Consider the following 15,158-nt stretch of genomic DNA (forward strand, 5'->3'; position numbering starts at 1 on the left):
GTTTTTGTCTTTTATTCCTAGAACTGATACGTAATTTTACCTCTTAAATAAAATGGTGTTCCCGGTGTAAAATGTATTTCTTCTACCGGGTTGGTTTCATTAAACAATCGGCTTTCTGTTGCAAATTGCGTTTCGTTCCATTCGGTATCCAATAAATTTTCTACAATAAGACCAAATGTCCATTGTTGGGTGCTGTAGTTTAATGTAGCATCGGTAACAAAATAGCCTTCTGCAACAATACTATTGTCTTCATTGGCCGCCCTATCATCTATGTAACGGTAGTTAAATCCGCCAGAAAACCCTTGTTCCCTACCAAGGCTTAAACCGCCTACTGCCGTAAAATCTGGCGCTAGTGGAATGTAATCTTCGCCATCTGCTTCTTCTGTACTTCTGGCATGGGTGTAATTGGCATCAGAATACACATAAAACCAATCTGTAGGTTGGTAGCGGGCACCAAGCTCAACACCCATTCTCCTTGTTTTACCACTTGGTTCTACAATACCCGCATCACCAACATATACAAACTCCTGGTCTAGAAACAAACTCCACAACGTAGCGTTTAAAACCAAATTCTTGGCAGGTTTGGTAATTACACCAAAATCTACCCCGTAAGCTGCTGGTAAAATAGCTTCTCCGCTATTGGCTACTACTACCCTTGCATCGTTACTATGGAATCCTATTCCTGTTTTAACAAATAACTGGGTGTTCTCCGTTGCATTGAAAATAGTATTGAATTTAGGACTAAAAGCGAGTTTTTCTTGACCTTTATTATCGTAAGTTTCGGTAAGCTTGTTCACATAATCGAACTTAAAATAATCTAAGCGCAACGCCGGTTCAAAACTAAACTTACCACTGGTGAAAGTTGCAGCCACAAATGCATTGGCATTGGTTTCGTCTACATCACCATAGGCCAAACGTTCTAGAATTTCCTTTCGGTTTAACGTGCGTGAAAGGGCTACATCATCTACGTTATCATACCTAAAACCCAAACCTGCCTCATATTCAAAAGTGCTGTTACCTAAGATTGCCATGCTGTTTTTAAAAACCGTACTTGCCCCAAGCAAACTTCTATCTTCTTCTTGCATTATTTGATCGCCATTCTCTGGGTCTTCTAAGAAAAAGGTGAAGTTAGAAAACAGTTTAAAATCGTACTTAGATACATAAGCATCGGTCTGCCAACTCTTACCATTACCCAAAAACTTTTTATGACGCAACATGATATTGCTGCGCGATGTTTCCCCACCTTCGGTGTCGTCTATAGCGCCAAACCTAGATATTAAACCTTGGTCTACGGCACGTTGTGGAATTTGACCGGATGCATCCCACTTGCTTTGAAAATGCGATACCGTTAGGGTTAAGTCAGCGTCTGCGGCCAATTGCGTGTTGTATCGCCCTAAAATATTTATACGATTAAAATGCTGTGGAGATTCTACGGGGCCGTTGGTTAAATATACCTCAGACGCTAAATAAGCAGCTTGCTTTTGCCCATCCAATACATTAAACATACCCAAAAGCCTACGGGTATCAAACTGGCCTGCTTCTAAGCTAATTCGGTTAGTATTCAAGCGTTTTTTAAGTCCTAAATCTACATACCCTGCCGTATTAAAATTTCCTTGTTGGGCATAAAAAGAGCCTTTACCAAAATCTACATTTTCTATAGTTTCTGGTATCACAAAATGTAAATCCGCATAGCCTTGTCCGTGCGCATGGCTCACCATATTCACGGGCATACCATCTACGGTTATGGCCACATCTGTTCCGTGGTCTACATCAAAACCACGTAGAAAAATTTGCTCTGCCTTACCGCCACCGGCATGCTGACCTATGATTAAACCAGGTACTTTTCTCAAAATTTCTTGAGACGATTTTACGGGTTGTTGCTTTAGGTCTACATCTACCAATTGCGTTAGCACTTTTTTATCTGACGTAAGTACAATTTGGTCCAGATTAATGCTACTTTCTTCTAAAACTAGGTTTAGGCCGTTTTGGATATGAACTTGGGATATTGTAATGGTTTTAGTAGCATAGCCTAATCTAGAAAACGAAACCTCATCGTTAATTTGGGTATCCTCCAAAACAAATTCGCCCAAAGCATTTGTGTGATTGTGTTTACCGTTGGTTTTATTAAAAATTCCAGCATCTTCTAAAGGAATGCCTGCGGCACTTTTAAGGGTGCCTTTTAATTGTTGTGCATTGATGGACAGGGCACCTAATAAGATGCCTATCCAAATAAAATATTTCATTCTAATTGATTTCTTTGTTAAGTATTATTGCTGTGTATAGGTAATCTAGCCGTGCTACCAGAATAAAGACGACTTATAAGATTACTATGGACTAAAAAACTTAACTAAGCTCTGGCGGTGGTATTTCTTGCCCTATAATAGGCGAAGAAATACTAGGAAGTAAAAATCTAAAAACATTTGTATATATACCTTGCCCGTTGTCATTACCGTCCCAAGATTGTTGCGGTATGTGCTTATCTAGTTTAAAACTAAGCTTAACCTCATCTTTAGGTGTAGGTTGGTTTTCTATCTCTAAAACCTGTTTTAAAGTCTCTAACATATTATGGTCGTGCCCCGCCATGGCTTCTAAAGACTTTAGGCTATTCTCCTTTTGGTGACTTCTAAAAAACATATGACTATGACCTTTGGCCTCACTACCATTAATACTGTGAGATACCATATGTCCCAATTCTAAAACTGGTAATTGCAACAATGCTAACAAATAAAAACAGACCAGCAAGGGCAAAAGACCCTTATAAGCTCTATATTTTTGAAATTGTTTTTGCATTGTTTATTCTATTGTAACTACGTACGAAAAAAAGTATATCAGGGTTTTATTAAAAACTAAATTGTAACATTATGTCGTAAATTTAGTCTTATAAACCGATATGGATATAGTATTATTGATTATTGGATTTTTGTGTACCCTAATTGGGATATTGGGTAGTTTTTTACCAGTATTGCCTGGACCACCGATTAGCTGGGTTGGCATTATGCTTTTGCATATGACTAAACCAGTACCAGACAATTGGGTATATCTTATTGTACTATTAATTATTGCGCTGACCATTACCATTCTAGACTATGTTATACCTGCGGCAGGCACCAAAAAATTTGGCGGTAGTAAATACGGCATGTGGGGTAGCATAATAGGACTATTATTGGCCATATTTGTACCTGTTTTTGGCCCATTCGGTATTATTATCTGGCCATTTATTGGCGCTATGGTGGGTGAGCTAATCCATAATAAAGACCAAAAACGCGCTCTTAAAGCGGCTTTTGGTTCTTTTATTGGTTTTTTAACAGGAACGTTTTTAAAGTTTATTGTAACCGTTATCTATTTTGGTTTATTTGTATGGAAAGCCATAGAGTACGGCCCTGAGCTATTCAGTTTTGGCAGTTAATCTAACCACGTTATTTTGTCTTTCATTGGGCTACGTTGTCCTTGTTGTAAATCGCCCTCAAAATAGCCCATATAGAAAAAGCCTAGACATTTTTCGCCTTCGTTAAAATCAAAATACTCGTCCATAAACTTGATTAGGCCAGGAGAACTCCAGTAAGCTCCAATACCTAATTCTGTACAACACAGCCACATGTTTTGCACGGCCATACCAACAGCCGCTACTTCTTCCCACTCCGGTAAACTTTCTTTTGGATCGCGTTGCATACAAATGGCAATCACGGCTGCTGAACGTTCTGGGTTATCCTGTAATTTTTTAATGGTAACCTGTTTTGGTTTTGGGTCTACTTCTTGGTATTTATCCGACAAGAATTTTCCTAGTTCTGCTTTCTTTTCTGCAGAAGTAAAAACTTTAAACCGCCAGGGTTCTGTTTTTTTGTGGGTAGGCGCCCAATTAGCCGCCTCCAAAATTTTCTCTAAGGTTTCTTTGGCTATAGGTTTATCTATGAATTGCGGAGGAAAGACCGAACGTCTATTTGCTATTAAATCGAATATCATCTATTAGTTTTTTTTCAAAAATAAGAAATGCTATAGCCCCTTCTAATTTCTTAACAACAAATCAACACCTTGCAATTATGCGGGTTTTCTGATTTAAAATTTAGAGAAGAATTGATGTAAAGCAAAAAAAGCCTCCCACACGGAAAGCCTTTCATTGGTTTACATCTTTTTTTGGATGCACACCAGTCCCGATATCACATCGGAACACAACACAACATTGCAAAGATAAAAAAGTTTTATTGGGTTTGATGATTTTCCCAAATTAATGCAGCTGCACCACATATGGCAGCTGTTTTACCCTCCATACCAGAGGTTAGCAATTTTACTTTACCCCGATAGACCTCTAAAAGGTATGTATTTAAGTAGCGATCTAAGGGTTCTAAAATCCATTTACCACTATTAACCAATCCGCCCATTAAAATAAATGCTTCTGGTTGGGTAAAGGCTGTAAAATTAGCGAGCGCCTTTGCCATAATTTTAGCTGTATAATCAAACGCTTTTAGTGCTAAAGGATCCGCTTCTTCTGCTGCTTTGGTGATATCTTCTCCATGCAAATCTTTATAAGCAATACTCCTAAACCTACTTTCTTCCATATACTTACTTTGCATGTACATGATAGTACGTTTTAAACCTGTAGCAGACACGTAAGCTTCTAATCCGCCAGGCACCCCTAAACCCGTGAGTCTACCGTCACCAATAGTCATATCTACATGACCCAATTCTCCAGCAAAGCCATCAAAACCATCTATCAGTCTGCCATTTGCAACAATACCTGCACCAAAGCCAGTACCCAAGGTTATAGCAATAAAATCTTGCATTTTTTTGCCGTTACCAAAGAGTAATTCGCCCAAGGCAGCTGCACTGGCATCATTCATTAAGCGCATAGGCATTGGCATTTTCTCCTGCATCTTTTCCATAAATGGCACGCTGCCCTTCCATTGTAAATTTGCAGCGTTCTCTATGGTTCCCCTTTTACTAGAAGCGTTTGGCGCTCCGATGCCGCAGCCCAAAATTTTAGGAGCTCCTGTAACCTTTTCTAAAAGTTGGGTTACCTCTTGCTTAATTTTAAATTGAAAATCATCTAAATCTGTGAATTCTCTTGTTCTAAAGAATGTTTTTTCGAGGCAAACGCCCTCTTTATTTACGAGCCCTATTTTGGTTTTTGTACCTCCTATATCTACTCCAATTACTAAGTCCATAAGTATACTAATCTGTTGCCTTAAAGTTAATGCAACTGCTGTACGTGGCATAGCTTAAAATGCAAAAACACCTTCGGTAATCGAAGGTGTTTTCATCAGCTCCCAAAATATCTACCCTAAAATAGATAAACCCATGTTACTATCCCCATTTTGATAGTAACTTAGTGTCTTTAAAACAATTTTATTCCTTATTTGACACTCCAAAAATAGTGTAAGGAACTAGCGAAAATCCTTGTATTGCCGCTAAGTGGTTGTTAGTGTAGACGAATGGACTTATACTGTAGATAAACTAGGTACCCGCCCCATACCCAAACAAGAAAACACATTAGGTTTACACCTCTATTCTATTGCTATACACATATCATTCAACACAATTCTATTGTATTGTATAAATTCTATGGGGTTACTATTTACAAGAACTAATTTGTGCACCCATTCAAAATTGACAAAATTCATATAGTCTACTATTTACCCACAATTGATAAGGGTGTATGTTAAAAAAGCCAATACCGTTGAATCACTAAAAAAAATCAATTAGCCATGTTTAGTTCCACAGTAAACGTTGAACCTTTTTTCAGCTCACTTTTCACTGTGATCTTTCCACCCATTGCTTCTACTTGATTTTTAACGATGTAGAGCCCAACTCCTTTTGCTTCTGGGTGATTATGAAAAGTTTTATACATACCAAAAAGCTTACTCCTATGTTTTTTTAAATCTATGCCTAGACCATTGTCTTCTACTGTCAACTTCACTTTTCTAGCAGTGGTACTTACATTTATTTTTATAAAAGCTTTTTTGCTACTGTCCCTATATTTTATGGCATTGGTAATAAGGTTATGAATAATGCTTTCTACGTAGGCTGTTACACCAGCTACTTTAATGGTTTGATTACAACATATGGTAATGCTTACACCGCTTTTTTCTATAAGAGCAGCTAAGTTTTGAACAACGGCATTAATCTGAGCTTGTAGTTGTATGGGTTTTAAGTCTATATTGGCATTTGTTTTTACTTGCACCACTTCGTTTAAATGGACTATGGTGTCATTAAGCCCGTCAGAAGCTTCTTGCAACATTTTTATAGTTTGCATACGTTCTTCTTCCTCAATATCATCGTCCAACATTAAACTGGTAATCATCATTAAATTAGAGGCATGAGAACGTAAATTGTGCGATACAATATGAGCAAAATTGAGTAAACTTTCATTCTGTTTAGAACTAATATCTAAAAGACCTTCTAATTTTTTCTTTGTTTCTTTTAGATTAGTGATGTCTACTAGTTGCACCACTAGATGGGTTACATTGTCGTTAAAATTTTTATAGGGAGTTACATTTAAAATTACATTAATGGTACCCCCCTCTTTATTTAAAAACCTTGTTTCTTCTTGATAGTTATCTAGGCGACCATTTACAACTTGCTTAATGCTTTCTCTTCTTTTTAAATATTCATCCGGATGTACAAAAGTTCTAATGTTTTTACCTATTAAGTAGTTTTCTATATAACCAAAGCTCTTACAAAATGCGGTATTTACTTGTTTTATTACACCTTCCGTTTCTACTAAAGCCATACCTACTGTAGAGTTATAAAAAGTAGTTTCCATACTTTTTTCTACGGTACTCAACTTTAATTGAGTACGCCTAATTTCAGTAATGTCTTCAGAAACGCCAATTACCTTTATTTTTTCTCCTAGAGAATTAAATAGAATAGTCCCTACCGCTTTAATCCATCTAATACCTTCACCAGGCTTATCAAACATGTAGGTTGCATTGTATTTATTATTTTCTGGAGTGGCCTTGTCTACTGCTTCATATATTTTTTTTAATTCGTTTTTAGAAATATTTTTTTTCCAATATTCAAAAATATTAACATAATCTTCCTTTTGATAACCAAATATTTTGCAAAGCGTTTCATCCCAAAAAACTTCTTGAGATTTTAAATCGAACTCCCAAATGCCAATACCTGTTTTAGCAGTTGCCAACGTTAATCTATTGGCCATTTTTTGATATTCTAATTCGGCTCTCTTTTGTGCATCTATATCTTGAAAAGTACCAAACAAACGTACACATCTACCGTTTTCCCTTTCTGCATCGCCTTTTGCATGCACCCATAAAACTCTACCTTTTTGCGTAACAATTTGCAGTTCTACATCCCATGGTTTCCCTGTTAAAATACCTTCTTCAACACATTGAGTAATGACATCTCTACTACGCCCGGCTTTATAAAAGTTAATTCCAGTTTCTAAGCTAGGAACATAATCTAGTGGAACTTCATGAATAATCTTGGTCATGTCTGACCAATACAAGGTATTGTTTATCAAATCTGCTTCCCAGCTACCTGTACGTGATACTTGTTCAGAAGTTTTATAGAGTTCCTCTGCAATTTTAGATTTAGTATGGTTCTCTATAGTAATCAATAGGGTAATATCTTCTTCCTTTACGGTAGTAATTTCCCATTTATACCATTGCAATTTACCTTCCTTAGATACTAATTTCCCTTCACCATATATTACATTCTTAGACCATAGCGCTCCCTCTACATCCTTAATTAAATTTTCTGGTAGATTAGAAGATAGATTTTTTAATGACAATCCTAAAATTGCGGCCTCGGCACTAAATTCTTTAAGAAAACCATCTGAAAATCCTTGTATCACAAAGTTTTCATCTAATAAAAGAAAAGGTACAGATAGTTTGGTGAAAATCGATAGACTTTTAACCATGGTGTGGGACGTTATAGGATGTGTAGCAATATTTTAACCTACAATATACAATATATTAAGTTTTTCCGTAAGTTTATTCTTAAAAAGAACAATATTTTCCTACATAAAAAGCTACTTTTTAATGTCTAAAAAACAATCCAATACAATAGCATCCGTTTTAAATGGAATACCGTTACTCATGCCTTATCATTACAGCTAAATTGCAATAAAAAATATGTTTCAGTTTATCTCTCGCCTCATAGACGACCCAGATCCAGTAATCATTATCCCATTTGGAGGTTACGCTAATAATGATAGAATTTATGGTCAGGCTAGAGTTTTAGAGGACGAAGGTATTACGCACGAAGAAGACGATGGCTTTTTAAAGAATTTATATAACAGCTATAAACGTTATGAAAGCGATGAGAAAGAAGGCGTTGTAGTTACGGTAACCGCTAACAACTTTAATACTATTCTTACATCAGATGCAGAAGGCTATGTATATTTAGACGAAGCATTTAAAACAAATTCTTTTGATAGGGAGTGGCATTCTATACACTATTCGTTAAGTTACGGAGGCAAACCCTTTACGATAAAAGACGAAATTCTTAAACCTCTATCTTCTGCACAATACGGTATTATTTCTGATATGGATGACACCGTAATACGTACGGGCATATCTTCGGCATTTAAATGGAAAGTTATTGTTAACTCCTTTTTTACCCACACAAACCAGCGAATGCCTTTAGAGGGCGCTCAAGAATTTTATCAAATGTTGCGCAAGGGTATAAGTGGACAAGATGACAACCCCTTCTTTTACCTATCTAACAGCCCTTGGAATTTATATGAATATCTTGCAGAGTTTTTAAACTATCAGAAATTTCCTAAAGGTGTACTCTTGTTAAGAGACATGGGGTTGGAAAACAAGAAGAAATCCAACTTTAAAGAAGAGAACAAATACGTAAAAATAACACATCTATTAAATTCCTATCCCAATCTACCATTTGTTTTGATTGGTGATGCAGCAGATATTGATCATGATATTTACATGGCCATCGCAAAACAATTTCCTAACCGCATTAAAGCCATTTACATACGCACCGTCACGGACCAAAATAAGATGAAAGACATTAAAAAGCGAATAGAAGCAACCACCGATATTAATATTCAGCTGATTAGCCACACAGACGAAGCTGTAGTACATGCCAGAGCAAACGGATTTGTTAGATAACATACAGAAACAAAAAAGCCTCAACTTACATTGAGGCTTTTTGCGGTCTGGACGGGACTCGAACCCGCGACCCCCTGCGTGACAGGCAGGTATTCTAACCAACTGAACTACCAGACCAAGAATTTTATCTTATTTAACTAAGACTCCTGCATCAGCGGGATTCAAATCTTGTTACATTTGCTTTTCAAAAGCGAGTGCAAATATACACGCTGTTTTTAATTACACAAAATTTTTTTTCATTTAAACAAAATTTCTTCGCTCTACTAAAAATGTATTTAACACGGTTGCAAAATCTGAATCCACGTCAACTGCCACATACTTAATCTTATACTGCATACATTTTAACTTTATCGCTTCCGTATAGGCAGCAATTTCTTTTTTGTAATTTTCTTTGACTCCTTCTGCATACACATCTATTTTTTGCCCAGTTTCAACATCAACAAATTGCTTTGGTCCATCTTCAAAATCAAATTGCTGTTCTAACTTTTTATTTAATACGTGGAATAAAACCACATCATGCTTATTATATTTTAAATGTCTTAAGCCCTCAAATAATTTTTCTTGCGTTACCTGTATCTGCAACATATCTGTAAACAAGAAAACTAAACTTCTACGATGTAGTTTTTCGGCAATTTGATGCAGATAAACATAGGTTTGCGTTTCTCTATCTCCTTCTATGGTATTAACTACGGTATTCAATTGGTCTAAGAGCATGTGCATATGTCGTTCACTGCTTTTTTCTGGAGCATAATAATTATAACCTTGGCCATATATACTTAAGCCTACTGCATCACGCTGTTTTTTAAGCAGGTTCATTAGTGCTGCAATAGCCAACACCGAAAATCCCATCTTATTTAAATTTCCTATCTGTTGTTGCTTTAATTTTGGAAAATACATAGAGGCTGAATTGTCCAAAATCATATGACAACGTAAGTTGGTCTCTTCCTCATAGCGCTTGGTGTACAGCTTATCTGTACGTGCAAACAGCTTCCAATCTATATGCTTGGTACTTTCGCCATTATTATAAATTTTATGCTCCGCAAACTCGGAAGAAAAGCCGTGAAAAGGACTTTTATGCATGCCATTTATAAACCCTTCTACCACATACTTGGCAAGTAGCTCTAGGTTTTTAAATAATTTTGCGCCTTGTAATTGATTTTTAATATCCATTTAACCCCAAGATAAAAAGAAAAGGCCCGGTTTACACCAGGCCTCTTTAAAAATCTTATTGCTTTGTTTTATAACAAACCATCAATAGCATCTGTGTATACTTTTTTAGGAGAAACACCTACTTGTCTATTTACAATTTCACCATCTTTAAATACTAATACGGTTGGGATGTTTCTTACCCCATATTTAGCAGCAAATTCTTGGTTAGCATCTACATCTACCTTACCAACTACAGCTTTACCGTCGTATTCTTGGCTTACCTCTTCTATTATAGGGCCTACCATTCTACAAGGTCCGCACCATGCAGCCCAAAAATCTACCATTACTGGCTTATCACTTTTTAAAACAACTTCTTCAAACGTTGCATCTGTTATCTCTAGTGCCATGTGTATTTATTTATATTAACGCAAAGTTAGTCAAATATAACTCGCATTCCTTACTCTTATTGTATTTGTTTTCATTATCAGGCAATTGAGAAAAACTATACTAATTAAGTTTGTAATGCACCTCTTGCGCTTCTAGTGTATTTAATAGTGCTGTGGTAATGTTTACTTTTTGTTTTCTACTGGATAGATTAAGTTTTATTTTTTCTTCTTGCTCATACACCACAAAATTTAACGTATGGCTCCCAGCATGCTCTAGTATTGCTTCTTTTAAATTCTTTATACGTTGCTCCTGAAGCGCTGCTACATCTAATTTTATGGTAAGTTTTTTAGCATAGCTCTCCATTACATCTTGCAACTGTTTAAACTCATTAAACTGCATTCTAGGATCACCTTTTTTACCAGTATCTTTATTAATCCAACCTTCTTTGATGAATACTTTTATGTAGATAAAACTGTTTATCATTAAAAAGTGACGGTATTTTAAGTATTCCTCACCAAACATTCTAAACTCGTAGGATTCATTGTAATCCTCCACCGTAAATAGCGCCCAACCTTTTCCATTTTTAGACACCCTGTGCTGCACATCTGTGATAACACCTGCAAAAGATAATTCCCTATTTACAACCTGGTTTAAATCACCATTAAAGTAAGAGAGGTCTGCATTACAAAATGCCCCAATTTCTTTTTTAAAGTCGTCTAAAGGGTGGCCAGATAAATAGATGCCTACTACGTCTCTTTCTCTACGTAATTTTTCCATGGTACCCCAATCGTCACAAGGTGGTACAATGGGTTCAGGAATTTGCACTTCACTAGCATCACCAAATAAACTTACTTGAGAAGAGTTTTCGTTTTCTTGAAATTTAGCTCCGTATTTTATCACCTTTTCTAAAAATACAATACCATCCCCTTCTTGATGAAAATATTGTGCGCGGTGAGCACTCCCAAAAGAATCGAACCCACCCGCTAAAGCTAAATTTTCAAATGCTTTTTTGTTTGCTGCGCGAAGGTCTATACGCTTGGCCATATCAAAGACGGATTTGTAAGCGCCATTTTCCGTACGCTCCTTTACGATAGTCTCTACGGCTGCCCTACCAACCCCCTTAATCGCTCCCAATCCAAAACGAACTGCATAATCCTTATTAACCGCAAATTTGTAGAACGATTCGTTAACATCTGGACCCAATACCTGCAAGCCCATCTGCTTACACTCTTCCATAAAAAAGGTAACTTGCTTAATGTCATTCATGTTATTGGACAGAACCGCAGCCATATATTCTGCCGGATAGTGTGCTTTTAAATAGGCCGTTTGGTAAGCAATGTATGCATAGCAGGTAGAGTGACTTTTATTAAAGGCATAGGATGCAAAAGCTTCCCAGTCTTTCCAAATCTTTGCTAAGACGTCTCTAGGATGACCATTTTTTTCGCCCCCATCTAAGAACTGTGGTTTTAACTTTTCTAGTAGGGCAAAAATCTTTTTACCCATAGCCTTCCGCAACACATCGGCATCACCCTTAGAAAAGCTCGCCAGTTTCTGAGACAAACGCATCACCTGCTCTTGATACACCGTAATACCGTAGGTATCTTGCAGGTACTCTTCCATCTCTGGCAAATCGTACGTAATCTCTTCATCGCCATGTTTACGGGCAATAAAACTTGGTATGTATTCCATTGGCCCCGGACGGTACAAAGCGTTCATGGCAATTAAATCGTCAAAAACCGTAGGCTTAAGACTCTTCATGTGTTTTTGCATCCCGGGCGATTCGTACTGGAACACCCCAATGGTTTCTCCGCGTTGAAAAAGCTCATACGTCTTTTCATCATCTAGCGGAAAATCATCTGGAATCAATTCTACCCCCGTTCTAGCTTTTACAATTTTTACCGTATCCTTAATAAGGGTTAGCGTTTTTAACCCCAAGAAATCCATTTTTAGCAACCCCGCACTTTCTACCACAGAGTTATCAAACTGGGTCACATACAAATCGGAATCCTTTGCGGTAGAAACAGGTACAAACTTGGTAATATCATCTGGAGTAATGATTACCCCACAAGCATGTATACCGGTATTACGCACAGAACCTTCTAAAATACGCGCCATGTTCACGGTACGGCCTTCCAAATCGTCTGTTTCAGAGATATTCAACAACTCGTTGATTTTCTCTAAATCTTCTGCTCTAAACTTCTTTTTTAAGGTAGCCTCGTCTACCCCAAATATTTTACCTAGCTTACTCATTTGCGGAATAAGCTTGGCAATACGGTCGGCATCACTAAGTGGTAAATCTAAAACCCTAGCCGTATCACGAATAGAAGATTTGGCCGCCATTGTACCATAGGTAATAATTTGCGCTACTTGATTGGCACCATATTTTTTAATTACATAATCCATCACACGCCCACGACCCTCATCATCAAAGTCAATATCAATATCCGGCATGGACACCCTATCCGGATTTAAGAAACGCTCAAAAAGTAAATCGTACTTAATAGGATCTATATTGGTAATGGTTAAGCAATAAGCTACCACAGAACCTGCGGCAGAACCCCTACCAGGACCTACGGAAACCCCCATGTTACGGGCCTCACGGATAAAATCTTCTACAATCAAAAAATAACCCGGATAACCAGAATTTTCTATGGTAGCAAGCTCAAAATCTATCCGCTCCGTAATTTCTGGGGTAATTTCGCCATAACGTACCTTAGCGCCCTCGTAGGTAATATGCCTTAGATACGCATTCTCTCCCCGTTTACCACCGTCAACCTCGTCCTCCGCTACTTTAAACTCGTCTGGTATATCAAATTTAGGAAGTAGTACGTCTCGCGCTAAATCATACGGCTCTACTTTGGCAACAATCTCATGCAAGTTTTGTATCGCCTCTGGCAAATCCGTAAAAAGCTCACGCATTTCTTCGGACGATTTAAAATAATATTCTTGATTGGGCAATCCATAACGGTAGCCACGACCACGACCAATAGGTGTTGTTACCTTTTCTCCATCTTTAACACATAATAAAATATCATGCGCTTCTGCATCCTCTTTTTTGCCGTAATAGGTATTATTGGTGGCCACCAACTTTACATCATGCTTTTTGGCCAACTCTAACAACACCATGTTTACACGGTCTTCATCTTCTTGGCCATGACGCATTATTTCCAGGTAAAAATCGTCCCCAAACTGCTCTTTCCACCATAGTAAGGCTTCTTCCGCTTGGTTTTGACCTACATTTAATATTTTGTTTGGTATTTCACCATACAGGTTACCAGAGAGCACCATTACATTTTCCTTGTATTGGGCTACAATTTTGCGGTCTATCCTTGGTACGTAGTAAAATCCATCAGTATAAGCCAAAGAGGCCATTTTGATTAGGTTTTGATACCCAGCCTTGTTCTTTGCTAAAAACACGATTTGGTAACCGTTGTCTTTAACGGATTTATTGGTGTGGTCTTCACAAACCTGAAATTCACAACCTATGATTGGTGTTATTTCTACCTCAGTAGGTTGTTCGCCATTGGCAATGAGCTCTTCATTTTTATCTTTAGCGGCTTTGTTATGCCCTTTTACTTCTTTTACAAAGTGAAAAGCCCCCATCATATTTGCATGGTCCGTTATGGCTACCGCAGGCATTTTAGCTTTTGCCGCTTGTGAGACCAATTCTTTGGTACTCATGGTAGATTGCAAAATGGAATACTGGGTATGGTTGTGCAAGTGCACAAAATCTACCGCTGCTAATTCGGCTGCATTTTGCTTAAGCTCCTTATCGCTTACACCCCCTGTATCTTTTTCCCAAAGTGCATCTGCAATCTTTTTAGAAGCTGCCTTTAGGTTGATGTGTTTTAGACCAATTAGCTGTATTTCTTGCGGATTAGCCTCTGAAAAGCGCTCAAAATAATCTGGCGCAACGTCTAATTGCTCTAGCGTATATTGTTTTTTACGTACCAGTTCTAAAAAGCAACGCGTGGTTGCTTCCACATCTGCAGTTGCATTATGTGCCTCTGCAAAAGGTTCGCCAAACAAATATTGATGTAATTCTGTTAACGTGGGCAATTTAAATTTACCCCCTCTACCTCCGGGAATTTGGCATAGTTCTGCCGTATGTTCCGTACAAGTATCCAATACTGGGAGTTCCTGTAACGGATTGGCTACGGATTCCCTGTAAAATTCGGAGCCCATAACATTGACATCAAATCCCACGTTTTGCCCAACAATAAATTTTGTTTTGGCCATTGCGGCATTAAACTTCTCTAACACCTCCTTTAGCGACACACCTTCTACTTCTGCCAAGGCGGTGGATATTCCGTGAATCTGTTCTGCCTCATAAGGAATATTAAAGCCTTCTGGCCTTACCAAATAATCCTGACTTTCAATAAGCCTACCCATCTCATCATGCAATTGCCATGCAATCTGTATACATCGTGGCCAGTTATCAGTGTCAGAAATAGGAGCGTCCCAACGTTTAGGTAAACCCGTTGTTTCTGTATCAAAAATCAAGTACATAAGCAGAAAATTGTAACCCCCAAAATTAGC

At 37.6% G+C, this 15,158-nt stretch carries 10 protein-coding genes and 1 tRNA gene; 2 read left to right on the top strand and 9 right to left on the bottom strand.

The window, feature by feature from the left end:
• Positions 1 to 17 precede the first annotated feature (17 nt).
• Both HCO57_RS06960 and HCO57_RS06965 read right to left on the bottom strand, forming a co-directional pair.
• Entirely contained in the window at positions 18 to 2,243 is a 2,226-nt protein-coding gene (locus tag HCO57_RS06960; RefSeq protein WP_167988415.1) for a TonB-dependent receptor, read from the bottom strand.
• Positions 2,244 to 2,343: 100 nt separating this feature from the next.
• Entirely contained in the window at positions 2,344 to 2,790 is a 447-nt protein-coding gene (locus HCO57_RS06965; RefSeq protein WP_167988416.1) for a hypothetical protein, read from the bottom strand.
• A 100-nt stretch (positions 2,791 to 2,890) separates the two neighbouring features.
• Here HCO57_RS06965 and HCO57_RS06970 point away from each other — a divergent pair, with 100 nt between their 5' ends.
• Positions 2,891 to 3,406 (top strand): DUF456 domain-containing protein, encoded by a 516-nt coding sequence (locus tag HCO57_RS06970; protein WP_136949390.1) that lies wholly within the window; start codon positions 2,891 to 2,893, stop codon positions 3,404 to 3,406.
• Here HCO57_RS06970 and HCO57_RS06975 read toward each other — a convergent pair.
• The 3 genes from HCO57_RS06975 to HCO57_RS06985 all read right to left on the bottom strand — a co-directional run bounded on the left by HCO57_RS06975 (position 3,403) and on the right by HCO57_RS06985 (position 7,873).
• Complete coding sequence (locus HCO57_RS06975; RefSeq protein ID WP_167988417.1) at positions 3,403 to 3,960, bottom strand: nitroreductase; 558 nt, start codon at positions 3,958 to 3,960, stop codon at positions 3,403 to 3,405. The genes HCO57_RS06970 and HCO57_RS06975 overlap by 4 nt on opposite strands.
• A 236-nt stretch (positions 3,961 to 4,196) precedes the next feature.
• On the bottom strand, positions 4,197 to 5,210 hold the full coding sequence (locus HCO57_RS06980; RefSeq protein WP_245167552.1) for an ROK family protein: 1,014 nt from the start codon (positions 5,208 to 5,210) through the stop codon (positions 4,197 to 4,199).
• Positions 5,211 to 5,689: 479 nt separating this feature from the next.
• On the bottom strand, positions 5,690 to 7,873 hold the full coding sequence (locus HCO57_RS06985) for a PAS domain-containing sensor histidine kinase (RefSeq protein ID WP_167988418.1): 2,184 nt from the start codon (positions 7,871 to 7,873) through the stop codon (positions 5,690 to 5,692).
• A gap of 214 nt (positions 7,874 to 8,087) precedes the next feature.
• On the opposite strand from HCO57_RS06985, the gene HCO57_RS06990 reads away from it, so the two are divergent.
• On the top strand, positions 8,088 to 9,083 hold the full coding sequence (locus tag HCO57_RS06990; RefSeq protein WP_167988419.1) for an App1 family protein: 996 nt from the start codon (positions 8,088 to 8,090) through the stop codon (positions 9,081 to 9,083).
• Positions 9,084 to 9,126: 43 nt separating this feature from the next.
• On the opposite strand, the gene HCO57_RS06995 is transcribed toward HCO57_RS06990, so the two are convergent.
• The 4 genes from HCO57_RS06995 to dnaE form a co-directional block, all read right to left on the bottom strand.
• Positions 9,127 to 9,200 (bottom strand) — tRNA-Asp (locus HCO57_RS06995).
• 123 nt (positions 9,201 to 9,323) lie between these two features.
• A complete protein-coding gene (locus tag HCO57_RS07000; protein WP_167988420.1) occupies positions 9,324 to 10,253 on the bottom strand; it encodes a DUF58 domain-containing protein in 930 nt (309 codons plus the stop codon).
• 68 nt (positions 10,254 to 10,321) lie between these two features.
• Positions 10,322 to 10,639, bottom strand: a complete 318-nt coding sequence (trxA, locus tag HCO57_RS07005; protein WP_136949366.1) for a thioredoxin — start codon at positions 10,637 to 10,639, stop codon at positions 10,322 to 10,324.
• Positions 10,640 to 10,739: 100 nt separating this feature from the next.
• A complete protein-coding gene (gene dnaE / locus HCO57_RS07010) occupies positions 10,740 to 15,128 on the bottom strand; it encodes a DNA polymerase III subunit alpha (protein WP_167988421.1) in 4,389 nt (1,462 codons plus the stop codon).
• Positions 15,129 to 15,158 lie beyond the last annotated feature (30 nt).

The sequence above is a fragment of the Croceivirga sp. JEA036 genome, assembly GCF_011882165.1.
GTDB lineage: Bacteria > Bacteroidota > Bacteroidia > Flavobacteriales > Flavobacteriaceae > Croceivirga.